Here is a 24,669-nt window from a genome sequence, read left to right as displayed (position 1 = left end):
ATTCTAAAGGTATTGTTTCTCCAATCTGCTCGATAGAAAGGGATTCGTGTGACTGGGGTGAACACGGAAAAGTTACATGCTTCGGTTGCTGGCTTGGATCTGCGCCCGCAATTGGAGGCGGCGCGCCTGTTGGTGGTCTCGCAGGGGGAGGCGGCTCAATCCGCGCTATCTGCGTTGCCGCAGATTTGTGCGGCTGCGACAGTCATGGCTGCTGCGATTGGTGGCGGCGGGCGCTTGTTCTACACTGCTGCCGGGTCCTCGGGGTTGATGGCGGCAGCGGATGCCATGGAGTTGGGGGGGACCTTTGGAATTCCCGCTGATCAGATCCGAATTCTCATGGCTGGTGGAGTGCCCCAGAATGCGGAGATGCCCGGGGATACTGAAGATGACATCGCGTCCTTGCAAGGTGAGCTTTTGGATCTGGGGCCTGCTGACTGTCTGATTGCCGTCTCGGCAAGCGGCTCTACGCCCTATACTTTGGAAGCGGCCCGCATAGCCCGCAATGCAAAATGTCCAGTTGTGGCCTTAGCGAATAACCCAGGGGCTGCACTGCTTCAGGAGAGTGATTTTCCGGTTTTGCTACCAACCCCGCCAGAGGTCCTTTCAGGCTCGACACGACTGGGGGCGGGCACGGCTCAGAAGATAGCTCTCAACAGCCTTTCAACGCTCATGGCGCTTGAATTGGGTCATATCCATGATGGCATGATGGTCAATCTGCGTGCGGATAATGCGAAACTGCGCCAGCGCGCGAAATCCATTGTTTCTACGATTGCAGAGGTTTCCGCTGATCAGGCAGAGGTTGCCATTCAAAACGCGCAAGGCGATGTCAAAATTGCAATCCTGCTGGCCGCAGGTGTGCAGGACTACGCTGCTGCAAAAAACGAGCTCACACAGAGCCGTGGGCATCTGAGACCTGTCCTGGATCGCCTGCGCGACCTGCATTCCACGTAAGCCTATCAAGAAAATAGAAAAAGGGAGGAAGAATATGAAACAGAAATTTATGTCAAAGGCACTGGCCGCAACGGCGCTCGCTAGCGGAGTTCTGCTGGGGGCGGCCGCCAGTGCTGAGAACGTCACATTGACAATCGAAAGCTGGCGCAATGATGACCTGACCCTTTGGCAGGACAAGATCATCCCGGCATTTGAGGCCAAGCATCCCGGTATCAAGGTGAAATTCACCCCTTCGGCCCCGGCGGAATATAATGCGGTGCTGAACTCGAAACTGGAGGCGGGCTCTGCTGGTGATCTGATCACCTGCCGCCCCTTTGATGCTTCCTTGGCGCTTTATGAAGCGGGCCGACTGAGCAACCTGGCAGATCTGGCGGCAATGGGGAACTTCTCCGACGTGGCGAAATCCGCCTGGCAGACCGACGATGGCTCCGCCAGCTTCTGCGTACCTATGGCATCTGTGATCCATGGGTTCATTTACAATAAGGAAGCCTTTGCGGAGCTGGAGCTGGCAGTGCCGGAAACAGAAGAGGAGTTCTTTGCTGCGCTTGAGAAGATCCGCGAGGACGGCAGCTATATCCCGATGGCCATGGGCACCAATGACCAATGGGAAGCCGCCACCATGGGTTACAACAACATTGGTCCAAACTACTGGAAAGGCGAAGAGGGCCGTCTGGCGCTGATCGCCGGGGAGCAGAAGCTGACGGATGAGGCCTGGGTCGCCCCCTATGAAACGCTGGCGAAATGGGGCCCCTACCTTGGTGACGGTTTTGAGGCGCAGACCTATCCGGACAGCCAGAACCTCTTTACCCTGGGCCGGGCTGCGATCTATCCGGCGGGCAGCTGGGAGATTTCCGGCTTCAACACGCAAGCCGATTTTGAAATGGGCGCCTTCAAGCCACCGGTCCAGGCCGCCGGCGACACCTGCTATATCTCGGATCACACCGACATCGGCATCGGTATGAATGCCGCCACCGCCAACCCGGAAGCGGCCAAGACCTTCCTCTCTTGGGTAGCCTCGCCCGAGTTCGCTTCGATCTTTGGCAATGCGCTGCCAGGTTTTTTCCCGCTGTCGAAAACCCCGGTTGAGCTGAGCGATCCGCTAGCCAAGGAATTTGTCAGCTGGCGGGGTGAGTGCGAGTCGACCATCCGCTCCACCTATCAGATCCTGTCGCGCGGTACCCCGAACCTCGAGAATGAGACCTGGGGCGCCTCTGTCGCGGCGATCAAGGGCGCCTCTGCCCCTGCCGATCTGGGCAAGGAACTGCAAAGCGGGCTGGCCAGCTGGTACGCACCGCAGCAGTAACAGCCTAATCAGGCCAAACCACTCACGGGATGGCGCAGCCCTGCGCCATCCACTCGAATTCCGACGACTTTCCAGCCAGGAGTGAAACATGCAAAAGCCGCGAACCCGCTGGCATATATTGGTTTTTCTGGCACCTGCCGTTCTGATCTACACCGCCGTGATGATCTTCCCGTTGTTCAACACGCTGCGTCTGGCGCTTTACAGCAAGATCGACCAAGAGCGCGTCTACACAGGCCTGCAGAATTTCCAGACCCTCTTTGGGGATCCGATCTGGTCAGAGCAATTCTGGAACGCGCTGGGCAATAATTTCTGGTTCTTCCTGATCCATATGCTGGTGCAAAATCCGATCGGCATTGCGCTGGCAGCTCTGCTGAGCCACCCGCGCCTGCGGTTTGCCGCTCTCTACCGTTCCGCAATTTTCATTCCGACCATTCTCAGCTTTGTGATCGTGGGCTTCGCCTGGAAGCTGATCCTCTCACCGATCTGGGGCATCGCGCCCTCGATGCTGGATGCGGTTGGGCTGAAGTCGCTCTTTGCGCCCTGGCTGGGCAAAGAAGAGTATGCGCTGACCACGCTGGCGCTGATCTCTGTCTGGCAGTTTGTCGGCATCCCGATGATGCTGATCTATGCGGCGCTATTGACCATCCCGGAGGAAATCCTGGAGGCCGGAGAGATCGACGGCATTACTGGCATGTCCGCCTTCTGGAAGATCAAGCTGCCCTTGATCCTGCCCTCTATCGGGATCATCTCGATCCTGACATTCGTGGGCAATTTCAATGCTTTCGACCTGATCTATGCCGCCCAGGGGGCGCTGGCGGGGCCGGATTTCTCAACCGACATCCTGGGCACCTTCATGTATCGCACCTTCTTTGGCTTTCAGCTCCAGCTTGGGGACCCGCATATGGGCGCGGCCATTGCCGGTGCCATGTTCGCGATCATTCTTGTCGGGGTCTGTATCTATCTCTTTGGCATCCAGACCCGGATGCGCCGCTACCAGCTGTGAGGAAAAGCCTATGAGTTCCGCACGCAAAAGACCCTTCAACACCCTGGCCATGCATGGGGCGCTGATCCTCTATACGCTGATCGCCCTGTTCCCGGTCTTTGTGATCCTGATCAACAGCTTCAAGACCCGTAAAAAGATCTTCCGAGAACCCCTGGCGCTGCCGGATGCAGAGAGCTTTTCGCTGGTCGGCTACCAGACCGTTCTGAAACAGGGGGATTTCTTCCTCTACTTTCAGAATTCATTGATCGTCACCGTTGCCTCGCTGGCACTGGTGCTGCTTTTTGGAGCCATGGCGGCCTTTGCCCTCAGCGAGTACCGCTTTCGTGGCAATCTGCTGATGGGGCTTTATCTGGCGCTGGGGATCATGATCCCGATCCGCATCGGCACGGTTGCGATCCTGGATCTGATGGTCTCAACCGGGCTGGTCAACACGCTTTGGGCACTGATCCTGGTCTATACCGCGCAGGGGCTGCCGCTGGCAGTCTTTATCCTCAGCGAATTTATGCGGCAGGTTTCAAACGATTTGAAAGATGCCGCCCGGATTGATGGCCTCAGCGAATACACCATCTTTGGCCGTATCGTGCTGCCGCTGGTGCGCCCGGCGCTGGCCACGGTTGCGGTCTTCAACATGATCCCGATCTGGAATGATCTCTGGTTCCCGCTGATCCTGGCCCCGGCAGAGGAGGTCAAGACGCTTACGCTCGGTAGTCAGGTCTTCATCGGCCAGTTCGTGACCGACTGGAACGCGGTTCTCTCGGCGCTGAGCATGGCAATCCTGCCGGTGCTGCTGCTCTACGTGATTTTTTCGCGCCAGCTGATCCGTGGACTGACCTCGGGGGCGGTGAAATGAGCATATCGCAGCAAAAGGGCAGGGCCCATCCGCGGGCGGAATCGAAACGTCCGCACATAGGGGCGGACGGGCGTTGCCTGGGCCGCAAGCGCCCCGGTCTTGTGATCCGGGGGGCTGGGAGCGGTGAAATGAGCAATGCACTTGAAACCACGATGTTGCCCGGCATTAAGGCCGGGCCGCGCCGACCCGCCCCCCTGGGGCGCCGCGATTGCGCCACCCCGCGGGTCTTTGCGACGAAGCTGCTCATAGGAGGTGCCCCATGACCCGTGTTTTGATCGCTGGCCTTGGCAATATGGGTCTCTCCCATGCCTTGGCGCATCACAGAAACCCTGCCTCTGAAATCGTTGCTCTGGTCAACCGCTCCGGCCAGACCGATCATCCTGAATTGCAGGGCTATCCGATCTTCAAGGATTTCCAAACGGCCCTGGCTGAGATGACGCCGGATTTGGCGGTCATCGCCACCTATTCAGACAGCCACGCAGACTACGCTTGCGCGGCGATGGAGGGTGGTGCCCATGTCTTTGTCGAAAAGCCGCTGGCCACCACGGTAGCGGAAGCACAGCGTGTGGTTGCCAAGGCGAAGGCGGCGGGCCGCAAGCTGGTCGTTGGTTATATCCTGCGCCATCACCCCTCCTGGCAGCGATTGATTGCTGAGGCGCGGGATCTGGGCGGGCCTTATGTGTTCCGCATGAACCTCAACCAGCAAAGCGCCGGTGCCGAGTGGGAAACCCATAAAGCACTGATGCAGACCACCAGTCCTATTGTAGATTGCGGTGTGCATTACCTGGATGTCATGTGCCAGATCACAGATGCCGCACCCATAAGGGTCAGCGGCATGGGTCTGCGCCTCTCGCAAGAGATCGCTGCAGACATGTATAACTACGGCCAGCTGCAGGTCTGGTTCGCCGATGGCTCTGTCGGCTGGTATGAGGCCGGCTGGGGTCCGATGATGTCGGAGACGGCGTTCTTTGTAAAAGACATCGTGTCGCCAAATGGATCGGTCTCCATCGTTGAGGCGGATAAGACGGGGTCCTCCGACGTCGATGGCCATACCTCGGTGGGCAACATCCTGCGCCATGAACCCGCGGGTGATCGGGTCATCACCCTTCCGGATGAGCCCGGCCATCAAGAGCTTTGCGATCTGGAGCAGACCTATGTGTTGCGCGCCATCGCTGAAGATCTGGACCTCTCACGCCATATGCAGGACGCGGTGCTTTCCCTCGCGGTCTGCCTGGCGGCGGATGAGAGTATTCGAGCAGGCGCGCCGGTGGAGCTGGCAAAACCCAATACGACGGAGAAAACGCAATGACAGCCCTCAGCCTCAATTCCGTGAACAAGAGCTTTGGCCCGGTGGAGGTGCTGAAGGATATCAACATCGAGGTTGAAGAAGGCGAGTTCACCGTCTTTGTCGGCCCCTCAGGCTGCGGCAAGTCCACATTGCTGCGGCTGATCGCGGGGTTGGAGGATGCCAGCAGCGGCGAGATCACCATTGGCGGGGATCTGGTCAACCATGTGCCCCCTTCCAAGCGCGGCATCGCTATGGTGTTCCAAAGCTATGCGCTTTACCCGCACCTCAATGTGCGCGGCAACATGTCCCTGGCGCTGAAGCAAGAGGGTCAGAGCAAGGCGGTGATCGAAGAGCGGGTGGCAGAGGCCAGCCGGATGCTGGATCTCGATGCCTATCTCGACCGTTTCCCTTCCGAACTGTCTGGCGGGCAGCGGCAGCGGGTTGCCATTGGCCGCGCCATCGTGCGCCAGCCAAAACTCTTCCTGTTTGATGAGCCTTTGTCGAACCTGGACGCGGCCCTGCGGATGAACACCCGGCTGGAGATTGCCAATCTGCACCAGGCGCTGAAGACTTCGATGATCTATGTGACTCATGATCAGACTGAGGCGATGACCCTTGCGGATAAGATCGTTGTGCTGCGCGACGGGCGGGTGGAACAGGTTGGGAGCCCGATGGAGCTCTATAATAATCCGGCGAACCGCTTTGTAGCGGGTTTCCTGGGGGCGCCTGCGATGAATTTCCTGCCCGCAGGGCTGCTTGCAGACAATGGCGCCAGCGAGATCGGCATCCGCCCGGAAGATCTGCGTTTGGATGCTGATGGGCCTTTGACGGTGCAGGTCAAGCATGTTGAAAGGCTGGGCGGGGATACCAATCTGATTGGCCGTTTGTCCGGGCCGATGGCCGAGGCTGCACAGGGAGAGGCAGGTCAGATCACCGTGCGCCTTTTTGGCCAGCATGAGATCACCCTCGGCCAGGAGTTGCGCCTGGGCTACGCTGCTGAAAAGGCGTTTTATTTTGACAGTGAAGGTGGACGTCTCAAAGTCTGAACCCGGTACTCAGCGGCTGCCCGGGCGGGGGCGGAACGCGCCCGCCTTGGGGCGGCCAGGCGCGTGCCCGTCACTAGCTTGACGGGTGGGGATGCTAATTCAGTTTTGAAGCGTGTAGGCTGTGTGCAGTTTAGGTTAAATAGTGCGGGGCCTCCACGTTCAGGCGGCGGCGGATGGCCAGCCACTCCAACTCCCCCTCGTAGCCGTACCAGTCGCTGGTGGACATATCCGCCAGATGACGCTTTTGTTCGTGTTCCGGAATGGTGCGGATCTCAACGCCGGGGCAGGCTGCGGCCTTTTGCACTTCCAGTTGCACCGCGCAGGCCTGGTCCAGATAGAAAGAGCGGAAGAAAGCCTCGCCCGCAGTGGCTCCAAAGACAAAGGCGCCATGCCAGGCCTCGACCACGGCTTTCTTGCCGCGTCCCGCATTCAGCAAGCCGGTGAGGAAATCATCGGTGCATTCGAACTCATAATCCGTGTAGCCCAGCACATCGCCGCCACCGATCATCAGATAGGCCTGACTATAGGGGCCAACACCCCCGGCCTGGGCAGAGACACCCATGATCGCCTTGGTATGGATGTGCATGATGCAGTTCATGTCCGGCTCTGCCTCAAAGAACAGCTTGCCGATTTCGGTGGCTGAGGGGTTCGGCGCGCCATTCTCCGGGTTGTGATTGACCCGGTCGAACCCCACCTTGATCAGGTTTGAAGCGGTGACCTCCTCATGCATCCAGCCATAGTGATGGGTCAGCAGGGCGTCCTCGCCGGGCACCCGCACCGCATGCCATTGGTTGGTCTGATCGGTCAGCCGGTATTTGACCAGCCCGTTGTAGATAGCCGCCAATTCACAGCGCGCCTCCCATTCTGCATCAGAGCAAGTGGCGGGCCTGCCGCCGGTGGTTTCGGGGGTAAAGATCTTCATCCGGGCGTTCCTGTTGTTGTCACTGACACGAGCTTCGATCTTGGAGGACGTAAAAACTTGTCTTGAAGTGACCAATTTTTGCTTCATTTTGCCCATATGTTGAATGTTCGCTTCATCTTGTTCCCTGAATTCCAGATGCTGGCCTATGTGTTGGCGACCGAGACCCTGCGCCTAGGCAACAAGACCGCAGGGCAGGAGGTCTTTAGCTGGCAAGTGCTCACGGCAACTGACGCGCCAGTGGCGGCCTCAAACGGAGGGATGGTCTCCCCGGACAGTCAGGATTGGAGCGTAGAGTCAGCGCCGGATCTGGTGCTGCTTTGCGCAGGCTACAATCCCCGGCGCCATATCTCCGCGCGGCTGAAATCCTATCTGGCGCGGATTCGGCGCAGGGGCTGCGTTATTGGCGGTGTTGATACAGGCACGGTGATTCTGGCAGAGCTGGGCCTCTTGGATGGTGTGCGGGCAGTGTTGCACTACGAGGCTGAGGCGGATTTCCGTGAAAGCTGGCCGGGAGTTTCCTTAGTTGATCAGATCTACAGCCTGGACAGGAAACGGCTGACCGCGGCTGGAGGCACGGCAACCGGCGATGCCATGCTGGCCTGGGTTGGACAGGAAAAAGGCGCTGATTTTGCCGCTGCCGTCGCCGAGGCGATGTCCCACGGGCGTATCCGCAAAGGAGAAGAGCCACAGCGCAATAGGGCGCAGGAGGATCCGATCCTGCGCCAGATGGAAACGCTGATGCAGGAAAATCTCGCGCAGCCCTTGCCTGTTACTGCCCTGTGCCAGGCTCTGGGCCATAGCAACAAGCAGCTGCGGCTGCGTTGCCAGCGCGGCTTGGGGCGTACACCAAGCGCCCACTATCTGGCACTGCGGCTGGAGCAGGCTGGACATTTGATGGCACAGACACTTATGCCCGCCACTGAGGTGGCGCTGGCCTGCGGTTTCGGTTCTGCCGCTGGTTTCTCGCGCGCTTTCCGCCAGCATTTCGGGATCTCTCCTCGGCAGATGCGGCAAGGCCAGGCACGGCGTTGAAAGGGTGCGGGGCAAGCGGCGGACAGTTCCGCATAATGCTGGCTGGCAGGCTGTATATTCTAGGAGGGGGAGGTGGTGGCGTGGGGGAGACTTGAACTCCCGACCTATCGATTATGAGTCGATCGCTCTAACCAACTGAGCTACCGCGCCATGTTCCGTGAGGGGCGATTTACGGAATGGCGCGGGTGCGGTCAAGGCGGAAATGCACAAGTTTGTTGGAAAACTCAGTTTTTTTTCCCGCAGCGAAAACTGCGCCCTACTTTGCATCTTTGTGTGCATAGGCCGGGAGCTTGCTGACGGTATTTCTGATGAATTCTTCACAGGCTTTGGGGCTCGTGATCGGCAGCATATGACCCCGCTCTGGGAGGAGTTGGCAAGGATAACCCAGGGCTTCCATCGATGTGCCCTGGTGTGTGGGGTCCAGGATCCTGTCTTCGGCTCCGAAAAGGACGGCACCTGGACATTGTAGATCTTTGGCATAGCTGGCGGCCTGGTTTGCAATGACAGGATAGAGGAAGCTCGCATCCGCAGAGGCGGCAACAAAGGCTTCGGGGCGCAGGCCGAGGATTCCGCCCGCTTTTGTCAAAAAATCGTCGGGGCAGCGTTCTGGGGCAAAAATCTGGTCCAGAACCGGCCCGGCGGTGCGCTGAGCAGTGGGGATCGCGACGGTCTGCGCCATCAGGTGCCGGATCAAACTGCTGTGGACGATCAGGCCCTTAAAGGCCTCTGGCCCTTCAGCCGCAGGATGGGTCAAGGGGGATAGCAATGCGAGGCCACGGATGTCCTCAGGTGCTTGCAGCGCCATAGCAAGCGCAACCGCGCCGCCAAGCGAGTGGCCGATCAACGTGGGTTGATGAATGTCGAGCCGCCTCAGGAACTCCAGCAAAATATCGGCTTGTTCCGGAAGCCGTGCCATGGCGTCACTGCTCCGGGTGGAATAGCCGCAACCAGGTCGGTCCAGTGCAATGACGCGAAACTCATCGGAGAGCAGATCCGTGAGGGCATAGGTGAAATGCTGCAATTGGCCGCTGAGCCCATGGATAAACACCAGCGGCGGGGCTTCGCGTGGACCTAGATCCACATAGTGAATCCGCGCTTTGGCCGTGTCCAGAAAGTGCCCAATTGGCGGGACCGCCTCTCTGGCTTCACGCGCCAGTCGGCGTGTCTTGAAATGTGAACCACCCAGGAGAGCTGCAGGGGCTGCGAGGGCCGCAATGGCCAAGGTACTGAGGGCAGACATTGGACGCTCCTTCGGCGGTCAATCAGAGGAGGTTTGCGCCAGAAGTGCTGGGTCCGGCGGCGGGAGCTGATCAAGAAGCTGGAAGACGCTTTGGCGACAGATCTCGCCTCGCCAGCTTTCGGGATGGAATTCAGTAGGAAGATCCGGCTGTCGCAAAGCAATCCTACGCCAGTGATGCACGATGAGAGTGCGCAGTGCAGCGGACTGAAAGGCGCTGGGTTCTTCTGCGATCTTGATATTCGAAAGGGCTGAGCAAAGCCGGGTACAGTTGATCGCCAAATCCTCCGGGAAGAGTTTCGACTTTAGCCATTCCGGCACCCGCAGCTCTGTGGAACATGCAACGAGAAATTCTGACAATCCCACAGGTGCGGGGCCAATGCCCAAAGCGCAGGTCCGATTGACCGCGATATATTGCGGCAGCAACAGAATTTCTTCCAGCGCCTGCGCATTTTGCCCATCCTCAGCGATCAAAAGATGCCAGGGCTGCGCCGCAGGTGCGCTTCTGGCGTAGATGCGTGGGGTGACGGCCGCTGACTGGCTGCGGCCATAATCGGTTAGAAAATGGACCGACGCGCGACCCGAACGGGTGCTTTCCAGCCATCCGTCTTTGCGCAATCGGTGTAGCGCAACCCGCACGGCCTCCGGCTTGATTCCCATGGGGGTAATGATCCGGGTAAGCGCGCTGCCGCTTATCTGCTCTCCGGGGCGTTGTGCGAGATCACCAAAGAGAGAGACAATGATAGACCAGACACGCATATCCTGCGGATCGTTAAGCTGTGCAATGCTGGTTTCAAACCAATTATCTGCCGGAATAGTCATGGCGGCAGAATAGGGGGCGCGGGCAGGTTAGACCAGCCCGCGCAATAAAAGATCTTTTTGAAAGACGCCTTTAAAAGGCATTCATGGTCAAAAGCTCATATTCCGCGACCATCTCATCCTCCTGGTTGGTCAGGGTCACATGCCAGCGCACTTCGCCATATTCTTCATTGCGCGGGGTCTTCTTCTTGACCGTGAGGCGCACCTTGATGCTGTCGCCTGCCTCCACCGGCTTCATAAAGCGCAGCGAGTCCAGCCCGGTGTTGGCCAGAACCGGGCCCTCATCGGGCTGCACAAAGAGGCCGGCGGCAAAGGAGAGGAGCAGGTAGCCATGGGCGACGCGGCCGGGGAAGAAGGGGTTCCGCTTGGCGGCCTCGTCATCCATATGGGCATAGAAGGTGTCGCCGGTGAAATGGGCAAAGGTCTCGATATCCTGCAGCGTCACGGTACGCGGATCCGTATGCAGGGTCTCGCCAATCGAGAGTTCGCCGAATTTGCGGGAGAAGGGATGTGCCGGGCTTGCAACCTCTTTCCCACCAGGCACCCATTTCTCGCCAATCGCTGACAGGATCTCTGGGCTGCCCTGAATGGCGGTGCGCTGCATATAGTGTTTTACACCGCGTACCCCGCCCAGTTCCTCGCCGCCACCGGCGCGGCCGGGTCCGCCATGCACCATATGGGGCAGGGGGGAGCCATGGCCGGTGCTTTCCTTCATCGAATCGCGGTTGTTGAAGTAGAGCCGCCCATGGAATGCACCGGAGCCGAGCGCCACCGCGCGCGCGACCTCTGCATCATGGGTGATGACCGAGGCTACCAGTGAGCCTTCGCCACGGTTGGCCAAAGTGATTGCGTGGTCCAGATCGCGGTAGCTCATCACGGTCGAAACCGGACCGAAGGCCTCTGTGTCATGCACGCGCTGGGCGCTGTCGGGGGTTTCGCAGTGGAACAGCATCGGCGGCACAAAGGCGCCTTTTTCGGCATCAGCGCCCTCAACGGCGAAACCTTCGGGGTTGCCAAAGACGCGGGTGGCTTCACCCGCGAGGATCGCAGCTTTTTCAAGCACGTCGCGCTTCTGGCTGGCTGAAACCAGCGCGCCCATGCGAGTGCTCTCAAGTCGCGGATCACCGATTTGGACCTTGGCCAGGCGGGCAGAGAGCGCTTCGATCACCGCTTCGGTCTGGCTTTCCGGCGTGATGATGCGGCGCACGGCGGTGCATTTCTGGCCCGCCTTTGTGGTCATCTCGCGGCTGACCTCTTTGATGAAGAGGTCGAATTCCGGCGTGCCTGACACCGCATCCGGCCCCAGGATCGAAGCGTTGAGGCTGTCCTGCTCGGCGACAAATCGCACCGAGTTTTCCAGGATTGCCGGAGTCTGGCGCAGTTTCAGCGCGGTATGGGCCGAGCCAGTGAAGCTGACCACATCCTGCATGGTCAGATGGTCGAGCATATCGCCCAAGCCACCGGAGACCAGCTGCAACGCACCTTCTGGCAGGATACCGCTTTCCAGCATCAGCCGCACCGCCAGTTCGGTGACATAGCAAGTGGCAGTCGCAGGCTTCACGATGGCGGGCACGCCGGCCAGCAGGGTCGGCGCTAGCTTTTCCAGCATACCCCAGACGGGGAAGTTGAAGGCATTGATATGCACCGCAACGCCCTGCAAGGGCGTGCAGATATGCTGACCCAGAAAGCTGCCGTTACGGCTCAGCTGTTCGACATCGCCATCCAGATAGACATGGCCGTCGGGCATCTCGCGCCGCCCTTTGGAGGCAAAGACAAACATGGTGCCGATGCCGCCGTCGATATCGATCATGTGATCGCTTTGGGTGGCACCTGTGTCAAAGCTGATGTCATAAAGCGACTGTTTGTGGCTGTTCAGATGTGCCGCCAGGGCCTTCAGCATACGGGCGCGGTCATGGAAGGTCAGGGCGCGCAGGGCCGGTCCGCCCTTGTCGCGGGCAAAGCTGAGCATCGCCTGCACGTCCAGCGCGTCGTTCCCGGCCTGGGCCAGCGGCGCACCGGTGATGGCGCTGGCAATGCTGCGGGCGCCGGACCCCGGTGCGACCCATTCTCCGGCGGCGAAACTGGAAACCTCAAGAAGTGTCATGTGCTGTCCCTTTCCTGTCTAGGGCGGCCACTAAGATGGCGCCTCTGGGGAGGATGTGAATTCTGCGTTTGAAGATATATTGACCGACCAGTCGGTTTATGCAAGAAGTTTGTAAAGCAATGCTGCGCTCCTGTTTCAGGGGCGGCGGATGGCAAGGGCTGTCAGCCTGCGGGCTGAAGCAGCAGAGAGGGGTAAGGCATGGCGGATTCTATTCTGGTTTCGGATCACGGTACATGGGTGGAGATCACTCTGAACCGGCCCGACCGGCTGAACAGTTTCAACGACGAGATGCACTATGCCCTGCGCGCAGCCATCGAAGACGCGCGCGACAGCGGCAAGCGGGCGATCCTGCTGACCGGCGCCGGGCGCGGCTTTTGCGCGGGGCAGGACCTGGGCGACAGGGACCCCAGCAAGATGGACGGACCGCCAGACCTGGGCAACACGGTGCGAACCTTTTATGCGCCGCTGGTACGGCTGATCCGCTCCTTGGAGTTTCCGGTGATCTGCGCGGTCAATGGCGTTGCGGCGGGGGCGGGGGCGAATATTGCTATGGCCTGCGATATGGTCTTTGCCGCCGAGAGCGCAAAATTTATCCAATCTTTCTCCAAAGTGGGGCTGATACCCGATACCGGCGGCAGCTGGCATCTGCCCCGCCTTCTGGGAGAGGCGCGCGCAAAGGGTCTGGCCTTCACCGCTGAGCCGCTGCCTGCGAAGAAAGCCGAAGACTGGGGACTGATCTGGAAAGCCTTGCCGGATGCGGATCTAATGACAGAGGCGCGTGCTTTGGCAGAGAAGCTGGGCAATGGACCCACTCTGGGTTTGGGCCTTAGCAAGCACTGCATTCAAGACGCCGCAGTGGCGACGCTGGACGCGCATCTGGAGCAGGAGGCCGATGCCATGAAAACCTGCGGCGAAAGCGCCGATTATGCCGAAGGGGTCTCTGCCTTTTTGGAAAAGCGTGCACCAAGCTTTAAAGGACATTGACCGTGACCCCAAGGGAACGCGCCGAAAAAGCAGCGGCCTCGATGTGGGCCAGCGACAAGGCCTCCAAATGGGCGGGCATGGAGCTCATCGAGGTGGACGAGGGGCGCGCGCGCATCGAGTTGACGGTTGAAGACCATCACTGCAACGGCCATGGCATTTGCCACGGTGGGGTGACCTTCATGCTGGCGGACAGCTGCTTTGCCTTTGCCTGCAACAGCCGCAACCAATCCACCGTGGCCCAGAGCAACAGCATCACCTTCACCGCGCCGGGACGCCTGGGCGATAGGCTGATCGCGAAGGCTGAGGAGGTCTCTCTGACCGGGCGCAGCGGCATCTACGATGTCACGGTTGAGAACCAGACAGGCCAGATGATTGCAGCCTTTCGTGGCCTTTCCCGTGCGATCAAAGGTCAATTGTTTGAGGAATAGACGCCAGAAAGCTGGCGTGGGAGGAAATTATGGAAGATCTGAGCCCGAATAGAAATGAACTCGACCCGGTCGAAATCGCCTCGATCGACGAAATCCGCGCACTGCAGCTGGAGCGGCTGAAATGGTCGCTGCGCCATGCCTATGACAATGTGCCGATGTACAAGGAGCGGTTTGAAGCCGCTGGCGTGCATCCGGAGGACCTGCAAGAACTGAAGGATCTGGCGAAGTTCCCCTTCACCTATAAGAACGACCTGCGAGACAACTACCCATTCGGGCTCTTTGCGGTGCCGCGCTCAGAGATCATCCGCCTGCATGCCTCCTCTGGCACCACCGGCAAGCCCACCGTGGTTGGCTATACCGCCAATGACATTTCCAACTGGGCCGATCTGGTGGCGCGCTCCCTGCGGGCCTCGGGCCTGCGCAAGGGCGACATGGTGCACAATGCCTATGGCTATGGGCTTTTCACCGGCGGGCTGGGTGCGCACTACGGGATCGAGCGCCTCGGCGCTACAGTGGTGCCGATGTCCGGCGGCCAGACCGAAAAACAGGTAAGCCTGATCAGTGATTTCCAGCCCGATGGCATCATGGTGACGCCTTCTTACATGCTGAATATCCTGGAGCAGTTCCACCGCGCAGGCTTGGATCCGCGCGACAGCTCGCTGAAGGTCGGCGTTTTTGGGGCTGAGCCCTGGACAGACGCCATGCGCCGCGAGGTCGAACAGGCTTTTGATATGCATGCGGTCGATATCTATGGCCTTAGTGAAATCATGGGGCCCGGTGTTGCCAATGAATGCGTCGAGACCAAGGATGGTCCGGTGATCTGGGAAGATCACTTCCTGCCCGAAATCATCGATCCGCAGACGGGCGAGGTGTTGCCGGATGGCGAGTTGGGCGAGCTGGTCTTCACCACGCTGACCAAAGAGGGACTGCCGATGGTGCGTTACCGCACCCGCGACCTGACCCGGCTTTTGCCCGGTACCGCACGCTCGATGCGGCGGATGGAGAAGATCACCGGGCGCAGCGACGACATGATGATCCTGCGCGGGGTCAATGTCTTCCCCAGCCAGATCGAAGAGCAGCTCCTGGCCACTGGCGGCTTGGCGCCATACTACCAGATCGAGCTCTATAAATCCGGCCGCATGGATGCGATGCGGGTCTTTGTCGAGGCCGAACCCGGCGCCACCGATGAGCTGAGCAAGACCGCCGCGGCGCGGATGCTGACCAAGCGGATCAAGGATATGGTTGGCGTCTCTACCGAGATTATCGTAGGGGACCCGGGCGAGGTCGAGCGCAGCCAGGGCAAGGCCAAGCGCGTTGTCGACAATCGCGGCAAGGAGTAACCCGCCTCATGGCCCGCACCATTGCAAAAGATCACGACGAGAAGCGGCAGCAGATCCTGAAGTCTGCTGCCAAGGTCTTTGCCGAGGCCGGTTATGATCGGGCTTCGATGACCCAACTGGCGCGCGAGTGCGGGATCTCGAAGGCCAATATCTACCACTATTATGGGAGCAAGGATGCTGTGCTTTTCGGCCTCCTTGATACCTACCTCTCTGACCTGCGTGACCGCGTCTGCGGTGTCGAAGTCGCCCAGCTTGCCCCAGATGAGGCGCTGCGCCAGGTGGTGGCAGAGATCCTGCTCGCCTATCAGGGGGCCGATTATGAGCACAAGGTGCAGTCGGGTTCTATGGGGGCGTTGCCGGAGGATCAGCAAAAGCTCCTGCGCGGATACCAGCGCGAGATGGTGCAGTTTCTCAGCAATACCCTACAGTCTGTCGCGCCAGAGGTGTTTGCGAATGATGCGGAGAAACTGCGCTCTGCCACCATGTCGGTCTTTGGCATGCTGAACTGGTATTATATGTGGAACTCTGGCGCAGGCCCTAAGGCACGCGAGGATTATGCCGAGCTGGTCGCCAACCTGACCCTGAACGGGGTGCGGGGGCTGTAGAGTAGCGTCTGCTTTGAGCCCAGTTTATGGGATGCTGCGCTTTGATCGAAAGTGCGCTCTGAAATAGTTTCTTTAGCGGGACCACTTACCAACCGAGTCAACTAGTCTTTCAATTTCAGTTTCAGAGAGCTTTCTACGTTCCTCTGCGCTTTCGTTCTTTCTCTGGACAAACCTAATTGCAGCAAATCGCGATCCGCCTCTTTGAAGTAATTCTTGAACACGATGCTGATAAAACTGAACCCAAAAGGGTTTAGACTGTAGTTTCAGCTTTTTGATCTCTTCGTCACTTGCGAAGTCAAAATGTTGCCGCAGAACTTCGTTGATTGCTTCATCAGAAACCTTCAAAACGTCTGCTCGTTCGACAAACTCGAGCGCGGTTTCGTCGCTGAGGGGAACTACCTTTGACATAGCAAATAGCTATCACACGACATTTTCTATGCAAAGCAGTTGTCAGGACACCGTAATTTGACGGTGGGTTTGCCCGCGGAGGGAGCTTTGAAAGGGCGCTGGATACTAAACGTTTCGCCAATTGCCAAAGCTCCGCTTTGGCAGCGCCCGACCCTCCCCACGGGAGGGCGCTTGCGCACCCACCCAGGCTCGGGCGCTGCCCTAGCATGGATCAAAGCTCTGCCCAGTTTTCCTGAGTTGCGTGATTATCTCGCCATGGTTTCTCGCAGCACTTCCCATCGCTGCCGGGAAATGCGCTCTTTGGAGGCCAGCAGCCAATAGCTTTCATGATGTGGCATCACCTCTGTGCTCATCTGGATCAATGCACCACTTTCCAGATCGGCCTGACAGAGAGGTAGCGAGCCCAGCAAGATGCCCAGTCCCGCGCGGGCCGCAGAGAGGGCCGAGGCGAAGGTGTCATAGCGCAATGCGCCCCTAGTTGGCCCGGAAACTGGACAACCCAAATGAAACCGGCAGAAAACCCTGAAAACTGAAATGCCAAATGAGCTTCCACACACCCTCAGCCACATGCAGTGATTGCTCTAAAACTGCATACTCTAGAAGCCGACATTGCAATGTCGCGCGATACTGATCCTAGTGTCGCTAAGTTGACCTTCATTGCAGCTGTAGTCCGAGCAAGAAATTGTGCCAGCTATGCCCAAGATAGCACCATTTTCCAAACTAGGACGGCCTCCTGAGAGTACCTTTTGGGGGCCTACATTTGAGAGCTTCCTCAAAAGCGGTTGGTCAGCACGACTTTCCCTTGGTTCCTAAAAGCAAGAGAAACACAAACACTGACCCAACTGCGGTCGTCACAATTCCCACTGGGAGCTCTTGTGGCGCAAGAAGAACCCGCGATGCGATATCCGATGCAGTGAGAAGAACTGCGCCTATGATGGCTGCCATTGGCAGGAGTTTCCGGTGCATTGGGCCGGCTAGCCCGCGAGCAATATGTGGCACCATGAGACCGACAAATCCAATGACACCAGCAACTGACACAAAGGCGGCGGTGGCAAGGGCGCTGATCAGGAACATTCGGGTCCGCAGCGCTCCAACTGGCACACCGAGGCTGGCGGCGGTTGTGTCTCCAGTCAACAAAGCATCCAACCAGCGGGCACGCCATAGGGAATAGCTGGCGATCAAAGCAAGGCCTGAGCCGACCAGAGGCAGCGTTTCCCAGCGGGCCAGTCCCAACCCGCCCAGCATCCAAAAGATCACTGAATGAGCAGCCCGGTTGTCACCCGAGAAAATCAGATAGTTGGTTATGGCGGCAAAGAGAAAAGATACGGCCAGCCCCGCCAGAATGAGCTTCTCTGGGGCGCTACTCTGCAAGGAGCGTACAAGAAGTAACACAATGCCTGAGGCGATCAATCCGCCGCCAAAGGCCGCAATCGGGAGGGTCCAGATACCCAAGATGTCGCCGGTCACGGTGATGACGAACACTGCCCCGGCAGCAGCCCCTGAGGAAAGACCAAACAAAAACGGATCTGCCAGATCGTTGCGGGTGGTGGTTTGCAACACCACGCCAACTAACCCCAATCCGGCGCCGATCAGGGTTGCAAAAAGGGCGCGCGGCAGACGCAGATCAAAGATGATCCGATGGATCGGTTCCGGGTCTACATTGTTGAACCCGAACCCATATGAAATAGCGGTGAGAACCTCTGACACTGGTACGTCTGTTGATCCGTAGAGAACGGACAGCAAGAGAAGGGCGACCAAAGCGGCCGCCCCCAAGAGTAGCGATAGGCCAAATCGGCCCATATCAGTTAAGGCCCGGGTGCATGGCCTCAGCCATTTTCTCGATGGCTGCGATATTGGCGGGTCCAGGCGTCAGTTCTTCGTAGCGAAGCCCCACCCAACGGGCGTTCTTGACCGCATCAACATGTGCCATGACCGGGTGCTCTTGCAGGAACTTAAAGGTCTCTTCGGCACCGTTTCCATTCTGATAGTCCAGCAGTACCAGGAACTCTGGGTTTGCCGCGGCGACGGCCTCCCAAGAGGTCCGCCCCCAGCTGGTGTCCAAATCATGGGTCACACTGGTGCCGCCTGCGGCAGTGATCATAGCGTCGGGAATAGCGAACTTTCCCGCAGTGAAGGGCGCGTCAGCAGGGCCATCCAAAAGGAACACACGCGGCTTGGGTTGTTCAGCGGTTTTGGCTTCGATCGCGGACAATTGCTGCCTCCAGCCTGCAACTAGGGATTCAGCCTTGGCTTCCACTTGCATAACCTGGCCAAGACGCAAGACGTCATCAAACAACAGGTCCATGCTGGCTTTGGGGCGATCCTTATCCAGGTGAACGCAGCTTTCTGTCAGGACCAAGGTCTTGATCCCAAAAGGTGCCAGCGTGTCTGGAGTTACATCACCGCCCGGCTTCATCCCATAGTACCATCCAGCAAAGAACAGATCGGTGGAAGCAGAAATCAGGTTCTCCACTGTGGGGTACTTGGGCGCTAGCTCGGGAAGGTTACCGCGGGCTTTGTCAAAGTCAGGGCTCGTCTTGTACCATCCGGTGATCCCGGTGACGCCAACCATCTTGTCCTGCAGGCCAAGAGCAAAAGCCATCTCCGACATATTGATGTCATGCACCACCAACCGCTCAGGTGTCGTGTCAAAGACGAGCGGTTTGCCGCAGTTGTCGACGGTGACCTCATAGGCGGCGGCGCCACTGGCAACCCCCATAAGAAGGGCTGCAGACCATAGAGTTTTCATTGCGCGTTTTCCTTCAGATTTGGCAAATTGGTTTTACGAATATCAAGCGCTGGGATCATGCGGCCCTCATGTGGCAGGCACAGATAGCTGACCCCAAAGGTCGCCTGGACATTTTCAGGCGTGAGCACATCTGAGGCCGCGCCAAAGGCGACAATCCGCGTTGATTTCATCAAGGCCGCATGGGTCGCAAACTCCGGAATCATCACCAGATCATGCACGACCATAACAATGGTGATACCCAGCGAAGCAACCAGAGAGAGCATGCGTCCTTTGGCGTCCGGATCGAGATGATTTGTGGGCTCATCCAGGAACAGCAGCTCGGGCTCCTGGGCTAAGGCGCGGGCAATATGCGCACGTTGACGCTCGCCCCCCGATAGCTGGGCCATGGGCTTTAGAGCCAACTTTGACAGGCCCGTTAGATTCAGAATGGACTGAACCGCCTGGGCATTTTGACCTGCTGAACGGCGTGTCGCGATAGGCAATTGCCCCAGAGCAACATAGTCCTGAAGCCGCAACCGCCCATCCGGCGAACTCTGTTGGCTGACCAGCGCAACTATCCCCGCCCGCTCGTCGGCTTTCATTTTGCTCAAGCTTGAACCGCCTATCAGAACCTCTCCAAGTGTCAGCGGTTCACTGCCGGAAAGCAGGTTCAACAAGGTAGACTTGCCCGCCCCATTTGGCCCGGCAATGGCAAGTATCGCGCCACGCTCAAGATCAAAAGATACTCCGGAGAGGAGCGCATCGCCGTTCAGAGCAAAATACTCCAGATCACGAACGCTGAGAAAAGCGGAAGACCCTGTCATAACTTGCCCTCCGACCGAGGGGCAGGAAGCCGTGCCAGGGTCTTGTTGCGCAATTCCTTGGGCCGGTCTGATGCTTTGCTCCAGCCGGTTTCGTTCGTCAGATATTGCTGTGCGAAAACTGAAATCGCCTCGATATCGGCTTCAGTTTCAATCTCACCAAAGAGGTATTGTGTCTTGCCTGGCCCTTGCAAGCCAACAGAAATAGGCCTGTCACAGCCCGCCATACACTCAACTGCGCGCAGAGCGAACCGTTTGGAAACACGGGCAGCCAACGCTGCGCGCATTCTGTTGGCATCGCCTGTCCCTTTACAGGTCGCGCAAATCAGTATGCAGTGGTCAATGGTCTTGGTCATGTCTCGCCTCGCAGAAAATCGCGCGAAGTGAGAAGGTACCGGTCCCGTGTACACAGTAATTTTGTGCCATCTAAGCCTCCTTCAGGACTCCCCGTCCTGGGTTGGTGAACTACTAGATGGCAGGTCTCCTGACTCGCGGGTCGATGCCTTGCTACGCCTTCCCACCCCTTGGGGCAGTGGCTTGTTGCAGCAATGCTCTCCGCTCACAGTTGCGGGGGCAGTCACGGATTTGGCGCCTGTTGGCTACACCTCACCGTATTCCCTTTTCATTTTCCAGGAGTGTCCCCCGGAAAAACCATCAGCGCTATGTATGAGTGCAAATTTGATTGTGTCAATGGTGAATTTACCAATGGAAATTTGTGTCCCAGAAGAACGGTTCTACAAAGCCTTGTTGAGGGTGTTTCCAATGCTCGCCTAGCCTAAAGCATGACCTTGCCCCAATGTCATCTCGCGCGCCCGTTTCCACCGGTTGGGCCGTCCGCTCTGGGCTTAAACTACTGGCACAACCTGCTTCATCTGTTTGCACCAAAAGTGGCGGCTAGGGGCTCAGAACAACCAATCTGATTGATCGGTCGAAAGGCAGACTTGGAGTAGTTGTTCAGAGTTTGCAAAGTCAGCTTTCTGCGCTTTGCTGACGCAGCTGCAGTCTGCGGTATCAAAGAATGCCAAATCACGCACCAAGCGTCCGCTTTCGGGAAAGAAGCCCAGGATCTTAGGACCTACAGCGGAGTGTGGGCCGTGCCTAGAGCGAATGTCGAGTTTTGGCTGGCTGGCGTCATCTAGTGGCCAAAAGCCGGTGCGATTTCGCCGCAACCTCGCTGCCGCATCGCCGCAAGTAGGCAGAGAGCCCTAGAGTGCCGAATGCTTCGATGTCAACGAATGGCGGCTTTTACTTGTCTGAGTAGAGCTTCTGAATGAAATCGCTGCGTTCTTGCTTGGAGAAATCTAGGACCAAAATATCGTCAAGTTTCACATTGGAATACTCCGTGCAGTGCTTCGCAAAATCCACAGTTTCCTCAAGCGTTTCGTTGTCATGCCATGTCGTCATGACAAATTTATCTTCAGGATATTCTCCGTAGTCGTAGTGCTCAAGGAACGCCCAATCGACGGCATCGTCCCATATGGAACAATCAAGACCCCATGCTAAAGCATAAAGACACCCAGCTGCTACAAGAGCTGCGCTGACTTCGTTCCTGTAGTCGTTACTGATTTCCCGCTCGATCAATATTAAGCACTTGAATCGCGTCATTCCCGTCGGGATGGAAATTGGAACGTCAGCGGGAAGGTGAACGTATTTGAACATCCTCGATAAAGGGCATTGCAATCATGCGTAAGTCAAGGTTGCCGGTGCGAATAGACATGTTGCAATAAACCTCAAACCGGACATTGCCACTCCTGCAGCGAAGGTCTCAAAACAGGGTCAAACGGTGCAGGCGCGGGACTAACCAGCCGATCATTTTGCCCACCTCGCTGATGCAGCATCGCTAAGCGCTTGCAGCATGCCTGCCTGGGAAGGCGTTTATCTCGCCAATGCCGACATTGAACTTTGCCACGACGTCTTCACTTCAGTCAGCGTTGCGAGTTGCATAACTGCGTAGTTCAGTTGCGGTTACTTCAACTTGTCGCGGATCTCGATCTGCATCTGCTCTACTGCGGTGTGAAGCTCGCCTATGAAGTCTTGGCCTGCCATGGATTGTGTGGCGTAGCCCGGCGTCAGGATTGAAACGCTGTTCGATATTTGCGGACGAAAACGTCTGATCGACAACCGTGCTTTTTCTGGGTCCTGTGTCAGATGACTATAGGCCGTGATCATGTCGCAAACCATCACACAAAGGCCCGCCGCCACAAACTGCAATCCCGGAAGGCAGGTGCGAAGTTCAATCCGCTTATTGAAATGACATCCGGCTGAGCGGAAGGCGGCCTCTGTTTGAACCGCCGTTCCATGCTCATCGAAAAGAACGGCCATAGGGCGGCCATCCAGGTCATCGGGCGTGACGACCTCCGCACTCGCCAATGGATCGTCTTTTGGCAACACGCAAACGCATTCAAGGTCGTAATCCGTTTGCCGGATCGAAGCGCGTGGCTGCGGAGTCTCGGCAAACCCAAGGTCGTATTGTTGCGATGCGATCAGGTCTTCGATCACGTCTGAGGACCTCATGATGAATGATACATCAAGATCGCTTCGGTCCTTAAGATACCTGGTTAGGAGACGTGGTAAGAAAGCACTCGACGCTGCAGGGTGGCAAGCGATCTTGAGCTTGCCGGATTGCAGTGAGCTGATCCGCTCCAGCGTGCGTTCCGTACGTTCCACGCGGCCCAGAATATCCTCGCATTCTTCCAGAAAGAAATAGGCTTCGGGCGTGGGCGTCAGTTTGCCGTGCGATCTTATGAACAGGGCAAAACCTAACTGATCTTCAAGGGTTTGAACCATTGTTGAGACGGCCGGCTGCGTGCGACCAACTGACCGGGCAGCCCGACTAATGGAGCCAGACCGCATTACTTCTCGAAAGGTCGAAAGTTGTCGAAAGGATAGATGCATAGCCATAAATTCAATTGATGGAGTTAAAGATATTATGAAATTGATTTGATGCCAAATGTCCAGTGTGATGGTGCGATAGCCCACATTCTGAAACCTGTGGGTCGGGGGACAGATGGATAGATTTGCTAAATACCTTCTGACGGCACTGATCATTTCGGTGGCATTAGGACAGTTCGTTCAGGTTATCACACGCTACGTTCTGCAGGTCCCGGTTATGGGGCTGGAAGAGACGATGGCCTATCCAACTGTGTGGCTCTACATACTTGGATCCGTCAACGCTTCTCGAGAGAACACCCATATCCGTGCCAATGTTCTTGAGATCTTTATTAAAACGGATCGCGGTCACACAATTCTGGCAATCATAGGAGAGATGATCAGCCTGATCGTCGGCCTATGGCTGTTGTCCTGGGCCTGGGATTATACACAGTACGCATGGCGTGTCTGGCGCGAAAGCCCGACCCTGTACATCCCGACTTTCTATTCCGATGTGGCGCTGGTCGTCGGCCTGACGCTGATGATGATCTACACAGCATCGCATTTGGTGCGCCATATCCGCAGCTTGAAAACCGGAGAGTTCTCATGATTGAGATTGCACTTCTTGCCATTGCTCTGTTGGTTATCACGCTCACATTAGGCGTTCCGCTGCCCTACTGTTTTGGGTCCGCATTGATGGTCATGTATTTCATGGGTGACGTGACCATGAAAGGGATGATGTTGTGGGGGGCACAGCAGTTGGGCAACCCAGTTCTACTGGCCATCCCCCTTTTTGTCCTTGCTGGGACTGTTATGTCAGAGAGCGGGATTGCAGCTTCGCTTCTGCGTTTTGTGAATGCTTTCATAGGCCATGTACGGGGCGGTTTAGGAGTAGTGGCGGCGGTATCTTGCGCCGTGATCGGCGCGATCTCGGGCTCTGGCTTGACGGGTATTGCAGCCATTGGTCCGCTTTTGATCCCTGAGATGGAGAAACGTGGCTATCCACGGGAATATGCCACTGCGCTGATTGCGAACTCATCCATCCTTGGCCTTCTGATCCCACCTTCGGTCACCATGATCGTCTATGGTTGGGTCACGGACACATCCATCCTCGCCTGCTTCCTTGCCACGCTCGGACCTGGTTTGCTGATCATGACATCGTTTTCGGTAATCAATATCATCATGTCGCGCAAATTTGACCTCGTATTGGATGACAAACCTTCCTTCTCGGAGCTCTCTGGCGAAGTTGCCCGTCGCGGCTTCCATGCTTTCCCTGCATTGTTGATGCCCGTGATTATTCTTGGTGGCATCTATGGCGGTATCATGACCCCAACCGAAGCCGCTGCTGTCGCCGTTATCTATGCCGTCCCAGTTGGCTTTCTGATCTACAAAGGCCTGAAGTGGAAGAACTTCCTATCGGCTGGCAAAGAAGCGGCGACCGCCGTGGGCGCGATCATGATGATGATCTTGTTCTCGATGATCCTTAGCCAGATGTTCGTTTTTGAAAGCATCCCGCAACAACTTGTGCAGGGTATCTTCTCGATCACAGAGAACAAGGTCGTGCTACTGATCCTTATCAACATCATGCTGTTTCTGGTCGGCATGGTTGTCAACGACGTGACAGCAATCATCCTGATTGCCCCGCTGCTCTTGCCCCTGATGAATGCGATCGGAGTTAGCCCGGTGCAGTTTGCCGCGATCATGGGCGTCAACACAGCGATGGGCGGCGTGACCCCACCCTATGCTTCAATCCTTTATCTGGGTGCCCGAATTGGCAACGTGAAGGTCACCAAAGTCATTCCGCCCGCTATGAAACTGATCTTGTTTGGCTATGTGCCCGTGGTTTTTCTCACCTCGCTCTGGCCGGACCTGTCACTCTTCTTGCCACGTTTCTTTGGATATGACGTGGCCCCCTAAACCTATCTCGAACCA

At 57.5% G+C, this 24,669-nt stretch carries 26 protein-coding genes, 1 tRNA gene and 1 riboswitch; of the genes, 14 read left to right on the top strand and 13 right to left on the bottom strand.

Annotated elements, in window-relative coordinates:
- Positions 1 to 48 precede the first annotated feature (48 nt).
- From RSK20926_RS10125 to RSK20926_RS10100, 7 genes are all read left to right on the top strand, one after another.
- Positions 49 to 951 (top strand): N-acetylmuramic acid 6-phosphate etherase, encoded by a 903-nt coding sequence (locus RSK20926_RS10125; protein ID WP_050773067.1) that lies wholly within the window; start codon positions 49 to 51, stop codon positions 949 to 951.
- A 34-nt stretch (positions 952 to 985) separates the two neighbouring features.
- Positions 986 to 2,254: an ABC transporter substrate-binding protein gene (locus RSK20926_RS10120; protein ID WP_008206408.1), complete on the top strand. Its 1,269-nt coding sequence runs from the start codon at positions 986 to 988 to the stop codon at positions 2,252 to 2,254.
- Between the two features lie 88 nt (positions 2,255 to 2,342).
- Positions 2,343 to 3,257, top strand: coding sequence for a carbohydrate ABC transporter permease (locus RSK20926_RS10115; RefSeq protein ID WP_008206406.1), 915 nt, complete (start codon positions 2,343 to 2,345; stop codon positions 3,255 to 3,257).
- A gap of 10 nt (positions 3,258 to 3,267) precedes the next feature.
- Positions 3,268 to 4,107, top strand: a complete 840-nt coding sequence (locus RSK20926_RS10110; RefSeq protein WP_008206404.1) for a carbohydrate ABC transporter permease — start codon at positions 3,268 to 3,270, stop codon at positions 4,105 to 4,107.
- 128 nt (positions 4,108 to 4,235) lie between these two features.
- Positions 4,236 to 4,370 carry a hypothetical protein gene (locus RSK20926_RS23345; protein WP_269724397.1) on the top strand — a complete coding sequence of 45 codons (135 nt, stop codon included), beginning with the start codon at positions 4,236 to 4,238 and terminating at the stop codon, positions 4,368 to 4,370.
- Positions 4,367 to 5,416: a Gfo/Idh/MocA family protein gene (locus tag RSK20926_RS10105; protein ID WP_008206400.1), complete on the top strand. Its 1,050-nt coding sequence runs from the start codon at positions 4,367 to 4,369 to the stop codon at positions 5,414 to 5,416. The genes RSK20926_RS23345 and RSK20926_RS10105 overlap by 4 nt, the downstream gene beginning before the upstream one ends.
- Positions 5,413 to 6,441: an ABC transporter ATP-binding protein gene (locus tag RSK20926_RS10100; protein ID WP_008206398.1), complete on the top strand. Its 1,029-nt coding sequence runs from the start codon at positions 5,413 to 5,415 to the stop codon at positions 6,439 to 6,441. The genes RSK20926_RS10105 and RSK20926_RS10100 overlap by 4 nt, the downstream gene beginning before the upstream one ends.
- A 130-nt stretch (positions 6,442 to 6,571) precedes the next feature.
- On the opposite strand, the gene RSK20926_RS10095 is transcribed toward RSK20926_RS10100, so the two are convergent.
- Entirely contained in the window at positions 6,572 to 7,363 is a 792-nt protein-coding gene (locus RSK20926_RS10095; protein ID WP_037254668.1) for a class II aldolase/adducin family protein, read from the bottom strand.
- A gap of 96 nt (positions 7,364 to 7,459) precedes the next feature.
- Here RSK20926_RS10095 and RSK20926_RS10090 point away from each other — a divergent pair, with 96 nt between their 5' ends.
- Positions 7,460 to 8,395 (top strand): GlxA family transcriptional regulator, encoded by a 936-nt coding sequence (locus RSK20926_RS10090; RefSeq protein ID WP_008206391.1) that lies wholly within the window; start codon positions 7,460 to 7,462, stop codon positions 8,393 to 8,395.
- Positions 8,396 to 8,468: 73 nt separating this feature from the next.
- On the opposite strand, the gene RSK20926_RS10085 is transcribed toward RSK20926_RS10090, so the two are convergent.
- The 4 genes from RSK20926_RS10085 to paaZ all read right to left on the bottom strand — a co-directional run bounded on the left by RSK20926_RS10085 (position 8,469) and on the right by paaZ (position 12,555).
- Positions 8,469 to 8,545 (bottom strand) — tRNA-Met (locus RSK20926_RS10085).
- 106 nt (positions 8,546 to 8,651) lie between these two features.
- Entirely contained in the window at positions 8,652 to 9,635 is a 984-nt protein-coding gene (locus RSK20926_RS10080) for an alpha/beta fold hydrolase (protein WP_008206390.1), read from the bottom strand.
- An 18-nt stretch (positions 9,636 to 9,653) separates the two neighbouring features.
- Positions 9,654 to 10,454 carry a PaaX family transcriptional regulator C-terminal domain-containing protein gene (locus RSK20926_RS10075; RefSeq protein ID WP_008206389.1) on the bottom strand — a complete coding sequence of 267 codons (801 nt, stop codon included), beginning with the start codon at positions 10,452 to 10,454 and terminating at the stop codon, positions 9,654 to 9,656.
- 70 nt (positions 10,455 to 10,524) lie between these two features.
- A complete protein-coding gene (paaZ, locus tag RSK20926_RS10070; RefSeq protein ID WP_008206388.1) occupies positions 10,525 to 12,555 on the bottom strand; it encodes a phenylacetic acid degradation bifunctional protein PaaZ in 2,031 nt (676 codons plus the stop codon).
- A gap of 198 nt (positions 12,556 to 12,753) precedes the next feature.
- On the opposite strand from paaZ, the gene paaG reads away from it, so the two are divergent.
- Genes paaG through RSK20926_RS10050 form a run of 4 tightly spaced genes read left to right on the top strand, consistent with a single transcriptional unit; the run spans position 12,754 to position 15,912 of the window.
- Positions 12,754 to 13,539: a 2-(1,2-epoxy-1,2-dihydrophenyl)acetyl-CoA isomerase PaaG gene (gene paaG / locus RSK20926_RS10065; protein WP_008206386.1), complete on the top strand. Its 786-nt coding sequence runs from the start codon at positions 12,754 to 12,756 to the stop codon at positions 13,537 to 13,539.
- Between the two features lie 2 nt (positions 13,540 to 13,541).
- Positions 13,542 to 13,967 (top strand): hydroxyphenylacetyl-CoA thioesterase PaaI, encoded by a 426-nt coding sequence (gene paaI, locus RSK20926_RS10060; RefSeq protein WP_037254667.1) that lies wholly within the window; start codon positions 13,542 to 13,544, stop codon positions 13,965 to 13,967.
- A gap of 29 nt (positions 13,968 to 13,996) precedes the next feature.
- Positions 13,997 to 15,307, top strand: a complete 1,311-nt coding sequence (gene paaK, locus RSK20926_RS10055) for a phenylacetate--CoA ligase PaaK (RefSeq protein WP_008206381.1) — start codon at positions 13,997 to 13,999, stop codon at positions 15,305 to 15,307.
- Positions 15,308 to 15,315: 8 nt separating this feature from the next.
- Positions 15,316 to 15,912: a TetR/AcrR family transcriptional regulator gene (locus RSK20926_RS10050; protein ID WP_008206380.1), complete on the top strand. Its 597-nt coding sequence runs from the start codon at positions 15,316 to 15,318 to the stop codon at positions 15,910 to 15,912.
- A gap of 72 nt (positions 15,913 to 15,984) precedes the next feature.
- On the opposite strand, the gene RSK20926_RS10045 is transcribed toward RSK20926_RS10050, so the two are convergent.
- The 8 genes from RSK20926_RS10045 to RSK20926_RS10005 form a co-directional block, all read right to left on the bottom strand.
- Positions 15,985 to 16,320, bottom strand: a complete 336-nt coding sequence (locus tag RSK20926_RS10045) for a hypothetical protein (RefSeq protein WP_008206379.1) — start codon at positions 16,318 to 16,320, stop codon at positions 15,985 to 15,987.
- 245 nt (positions 16,321 to 16,565) lie between these two features.
- On the bottom strand, positions 16,566 to 16,787 hold the full coding sequence (locus RSK20926_RS10040; protein WP_008206378.1) for a hypothetical protein: 222 nt from the start codon (positions 16,785 to 16,787) through the stop codon (positions 16,566 to 16,568).
- 319 nt (positions 16,788 to 17,106) lie between these two features.
- Positions 17,107 to 18,120 carry a FecCD family ABC transporter permease gene (locus RSK20926_RS10035; protein WP_050773066.1) on the bottom strand — a complete coding sequence of 338 codons (1,014 nt, stop codon included), beginning with the start codon at positions 18,118 to 18,120 and terminating at the stop codon, positions 17,107 to 17,109.
- Between the two features lies 1 nt (position 18,121).
- Positions 18,122 to 19,069 carry an ABC transporter substrate-binding protein gene (locus RSK20926_RS10030; RefSeq protein WP_008206376.1) on the bottom strand — a complete coding sequence of 316 codons (948 nt, stop codon included), beginning with the start codon at positions 19,067 to 19,069 and terminating at the stop codon, positions 18,122 to 18,124.
- Positions 19,066 to 19,872: an ABC transporter ATP-binding protein gene (locus RSK20926_RS10025; RefSeq protein WP_008206374.1), complete on the bottom strand. Its 807-nt coding sequence runs from the start codon at positions 19,870 to 19,872 to the stop codon at positions 19,066 to 19,068. Before RSK20926_RS10025 ends, RSK20926_RS10030 begins: the two co-directional genes overlap by 4 nt.
- Entirely contained in the window at positions 19,869 to 20,156 is a 288-nt protein-coding gene (locus tag RSK20926_RS10020; RefSeq protein ID WP_232281873.1) for a DUF1636 domain-containing protein, read from the bottom strand. Before RSK20926_RS10020 ends, RSK20926_RS10025 begins: the two co-directional genes overlap by 4 nt.
- Before the next feature lie 170 nt (positions 20,157 to 20,326).
- Positions 20,327 to 20,540, bottom strand: a riboswitch (cobalamin riboswitch).
- 574 nt (positions 20,541 to 21,114) lie between these two features.
- Positions 21,115 to 21,528: a DUF7684 family protein gene (locus RSK20926_RS10010; protein ID WP_008206370.1), complete on the bottom strand. Its 414-nt coding sequence runs from the start codon at positions 21,526 to 21,528 to the stop codon at positions 21,115 to 21,117.
- Between the two features lie 306 nt (positions 21,529 to 21,834).
- Positions 21,835 to 22,848, bottom strand: coding sequence for a LysR family transcriptional regulator (locus RSK20926_RS10005; RefSeq protein ID WP_232281872.1), 1,014 nt, complete (start codon positions 22,846 to 22,848; stop codon positions 21,835 to 21,837).
- Positions 22,849 to 22,876: 28 nt separating this feature from the next.
- On the opposite strand from RSK20926_RS10005, the gene RSK20926_RS10000 reads away from it, so the two are divergent.
- Together RSK20926_RS10000 and RSK20926_RS09995 are read left to right on the top strand one after the other, a co-directional pair.
- Positions 22,877 to 23,347 carry a TRAP transporter small permease gene (locus RSK20926_RS10000; RefSeq protein WP_008206367.1) on the top strand — a complete coding sequence of 157 codons (471 nt, stop codon included), beginning with the start codon at positions 22,877 to 22,879 and terminating at the stop codon, positions 23,345 to 23,347.
- A complete protein-coding gene (locus RSK20926_RS09995) occupies positions 23,344 to 24,654 on the top strand; it encodes a TRAP transporter large permease (protein ID WP_008206366.1) in 1,311 nt (436 codons plus the stop codon). The genes RSK20926_RS10000 and RSK20926_RS09995 overlap by 4 nt, the downstream gene beginning before the upstream one ends.
- Positions 24,655 to 24,669: the final 15 nt, after the last annotated feature.

The sequence above is a fragment of the Roseobacter sp. SK209-2-6 genome (assembly GCF_000169455.1).
GTDB lineage: Bacteria > Pseudomonadota > Alphaproteobacteria > Rhodobacterales > Rhodobacteraceae > Pseudophaeobacter.
Note: the sequence above shows the minus strand (reverse complement) of the source record. Positions and strands in the feature narration are given on the sequence as shown.

Excerpts from the sequence above, each read along its gene's own strand:
- RSK20926_RS10120 (WP_008206408.1), top strand. The coding sequence starts at position 986 with ATGAAACAGAAATTTATGTCAAAGGCACTGGCCGCAACGGCGCTCGCT.
- RSK20926_RS10115 (WP_008206406.1), top strand. The coding sequence starts at position 2,343 with ATGCAAAAGCCGCGAACCCGCTGGCATATATTGGTTTTTCTGGCACCT.
- RSK20926_RS10110 (WP_008206404.1), top strand. The coding sequence starts at position 3,268 with ATGAGTTCCGCACGCAAAAGACCCTTCAACACCCTGGCCATGCATGGG.
- RSK20926_RS23345 (WP_269724397.1), top strand. The coding sequence starts at position 4,236 with ATGAGCAATGCACTTGAAACCACGATGTTGCCCGGCATTAAGGCCGGG.
- RSK20926_RS10105 (WP_008206400.1), top strand. The coding sequence starts at position 4,367 with ATGACCCGTGTTTTGATCGCTGGCCTTGGCAATATGGGTCTCTCCCAT.
- RSK20926_RS10100 (WP_008206398.1), top strand. The coding sequence starts at position 5,413 with ATGACAGCCCTCAGCCTCAATTCCGTGAACAAGAGCTTTGGCCCGGTG.
- RSK20926_RS10095 (WP_037254668.1), bottom strand. The coding sequence starts at position 7,363 with ATGAAGATCTTTACCCCCGAAACCACCGGCGGCAGGCCCGCCACTTGC.
- RSK20926_RS10090 (WP_008206391.1), top strand. The coding sequence starts at position 7,460 with ATGTTGAATGTTCGCTTCATCTTGTTCCCTGAATTCCAGATGCTGGCC.
- RSK20926_RS10080 (WP_008206390.1), bottom strand. The coding sequence starts at position 9,635 with ATGTCTGCCCTCAGTACCTTGGCCATTGCGGCCCTCGCAGCCCCTGCA.
- RSK20926_RS10075 (WP_008206389.1), bottom strand. The coding sequence starts at position 10,454 with ATGACTATTCCGGCAGATAATTGGTTTGAAACCAGCATTGCACAGCTT.
- paaZ (WP_008206388.1), bottom strand. The coding sequence starts at position 12,555 with ATGACACTTCTTGAGGTTTCCAGTTTCGCCGCCGGAGAATGGGTCGCA.
- paaG (WP_008206386.1), top strand. The coding sequence starts at position 12,754 with ATGGCGGATTCTATTCTGGTTTCGGATCACGGTACATGGGTGGAGATC.
- paaK (WP_008206381.1), top strand. The coding sequence starts at position 13,997 with ATGGAAGATCTGAGCCCGAATAGAAATGAACTCGACCCGGTCGAAATC.
- RSK20926_RS10050 (WP_008206380.1), top strand. The coding sequence starts at position 15,316 with ATGGCCCGCACCATTGCAAAAGATCACGACGAGAAGCGGCAGCAGATC.
- RSK20926_RS10045 (WP_008206379.1), bottom strand. The coding sequence starts at position 16,320 with ATGTCAAAGGTAGTTCCCCTCAGCGACGAAACCGCGCTCGAGTTTGTC.
- RSK20926_RS10035 (WP_050773066.1), bottom strand. The coding sequence starts at position 18,120 with ATGGGCCGATTTGGCCTATCGCTACTCTTGGGGGCGGCCGCTTTGGTC.
- RSK20926_RS10030 (WP_008206376.1), bottom strand. The coding sequence starts at position 19,069 with ATGAAAACTCTATGGTCTGCAGCCCTTCTTATGGGGGTTGCCAGTGGC.
- RSK20926_RS10025 (WP_008206374.1), bottom strand. The coding sequence starts at position 19,872 with ATGACAGGGTCTTCCGCTTTTCTCAGCGTTCGTGATCTGGAGTATTTT.
- RSK20926_RS10020 (WP_232281873.1), bottom strand. The coding sequence starts at position 20,156 with ATGCGCGCAGCGTTGGCTGCCCGTGTTTCCAAACGGTTCGCTCTGCGC.
- RSK20926_RS10010 (WP_008206370.1), bottom strand. The coding sequence starts at position 21,528 with ATGTTCAAATACGTTCACCTTCCCGCTGACGTTCCAATTTCCATCCCG.
- RSK20926_RS10000 (WP_008206367.1), top strand. The coding sequence starts at position 22,877 with ATGGATAGATTTGCTAAATACCTTCTGACGGCACTGATCATTTCGGTG.
- RSK20926_RS09995 (WP_008206366.1), top strand. The coding sequence starts at position 23,344 with ATGATTGAGATTGCACTTCTTGCCATTGCTCTGTTGGTTATCACGCTC.